Origin of the sequence: Methylobacterium sp. WL9, from assembly GCF_008040035.1 — a bacterium.
Taxonomy (GTDB): domain Bacteria; phylum Pseudomonadota; class Alphaproteobacteria; order Rhizobiales; family Beijerinckiaceae; genus Methylobacterium; species Methylobacterium thuringiense.
Window position 1 is genome coordinate 1 of sequence record NZ_VRVE01000171.1, and the last position, 1,665, is coordinate 1,665.

A 1,665-nucleotide genomic window follows, 5' to 3' on the forward strand; every position below is an offset into this window, starting at 1 on the left:
GGCGCGAGCGGCGTCGAGGCCGGCGCCAGCGCCTGGAACCGCCATCTCGCCCTGCGCTGCCTCGCCCCCGACGTCAGCACCCTGCGCCGCGTCTTGGTGCGGTTCCTGACCGACTATCGCGCCGAGCCGCTGCCGCGCGTCTGGCAGGGATAGCCGCCATCAGCCCGACGACTTGATCTTTGCCCGTCGCACGGTCCTTGCTGGGCGGGTTCGAACGCCGATCCGGGACGACGCAAAGTGCTCCTCACCCCCCGCGAAAAGGACAAGCTCCTCGTCGCCATGGCCGCGCAGGTCGCGCGCAACCGGCTGGCGCGGGGCGTCAAGCTCAACCACCCCGAGGCGATCGCTCTTATCACCGACGTCGTGGTCGAGGGAGCCCGCGACGGGCGCTCGGTCGCCGAGCTGATGCAGGCCGGCGCGCAGGTGCTGACCACCGATCAGGTCATGCCGGGCATCGCGGAGATGATCCACGACATCCAGGTCGAGGCGACGTTTCCGGACGGCACCAAGCTCGTCACCGTGCATCACCCGATCCGCGGCGCGCCCTCCGACGACGTGCCCGGCCTCGTGACGACGCAGGCCGGCGAGATCGTGTTCAACGCCGGCGCCGAGCGCACCGTCGTGGAAGTCGCCAATACCGGCGACCGGCCGATCCAGGTGGGCTCGCACTACCACTTCTTCGAGGTGAACCCCGGCCTCGCCTTCGACCGCGACAAGGCCCGCGGCAAGCGGCTCGACATCGCGCCAGGCACAGCCGTGCGCTTCGAGCCCGGCTCGACGCGCGAGGTGGTGCTGGTGCCGTTGTCAGGCGGGCGAACGGTGTTCGGGTTCCGAGGTGAGGTGATGGGGCCGCTGTAACCGCTTGCACACGTGATCACATACTCCTTACATTGCGTACGATCGGTAAGGAGTTTGCGATGAAAGTGATCGAGGCGACCGTGACCTCGAAAGGACAGGTCACGATCCCGGCGTCGCTGCGGAAGGCCCTGGGCCTCAAGGTCGGCGACAAGCTTGTGTTTGCTCAGGATGCGCATGGCCGATTCACCGTCGAGGCACGCATCGTGACGCTCGCAGACTTGCGCGGCATCGTGGGTCCGGGCGGAACTGATCCGGAGATTGCCGTCGACAGCGAGCGGGTGGTTGGCTGGATCGAAGAGCGTCGCGCCGCTCGGTGGCGGCGCATGCAGCCGCCGATCGAGGCCGATGACGCGTGATCGGTCTCGACACCGACGTGCTGTTGCGCTGGCTCGTGGACGAGTCCGTTTGGCCAGATGAGGCGCCGGAGCAGACGGCCCTCGTCGCGGAGACGCTCGGTCGGCGCGACGCGCGCTTCTTCGTCGACGTCGTCGTTCTGGCGGAAACCGTCTGGGTGCTGGCGCAGCCCTTGCGGCAGCGCAAGCCGATGCTCGTCACCGTGATCGATCGTTTGCTGAACGCCTCGAACATCGTCGTCGACCAGCGCGACGCTGCAGTAAAGGCGCTGGCCGAATGGGCGACTGGTAAGGGTGATTTCGCCGACCACTTCATCGGCGCGATCAACCGTGCTGCGGGTTGCACCACGACGCTCACGTTCGACCGCAAAGCCGCGTACGCGGATGGGTTCACCCGCCTTAGCCGGGAGCCGTAAAGCGCATGTCCAACGCGCCCAAACCCGCCACCCTCCCC

The 1,665-nt window shown here is 67.7% G+C and carries 3 protein-coding genes; all 3 read left to right on the top strand.

The window, feature by feature from the left end; genetic code table 11:
• Positions 1–237 precede the first annotated feature (237 nt).
• From FV217_RS22230 to FV217_RS22240, 3 genes are read left to right on the top strand one after another with little or no spacing between them, the layout of a single operon-like run.
• Positions 238–858, top strand: coding sequence for an urease subunit gamma (locus tag FV217_RS22230; protein ID WP_147821797.1), 621 nt, complete (start codon positions 238–240; stop codon positions 856–858).
• A gap of 59 nt (positions 859–917) precedes the next feature.
• Positions 918–1,214, top strand: coding sequence for a type II toxin-antitoxin system PrlF family antitoxin (locus FV217_RS22235; RefSeq protein ID WP_147821799.1), 297 nt, complete (start codon positions 918–920; stop codon positions 1,212–1,214).
• Positions 1,211–1,627 carry a type II toxin-antitoxin system VapC family toxin gene (locus FV217_RS22240; protein WP_147821801.1) on the top strand — a complete coding sequence of 139 codons (417 nt, stop codon included), beginning with the start codon at positions 1,211–1,213 and terminating at the stop codon, positions 1,625–1,627. Before FV217_RS22235 ends, FV217_RS22240 begins: the two co-directional genes overlap by 4 nt.
• Positions 1,628–1,665 lie beyond the last annotated feature (38 nt).

Bases quoted from the DNA above. Each gene is read 5' to 3' on its own strand.
- FV217_RS22235 (WP_147821799.1), top strand. From the start codon at position 918: ATGAAAGTGATCGAGGCGACCGTGACCTCGAAAGGACAGGTCACGATC.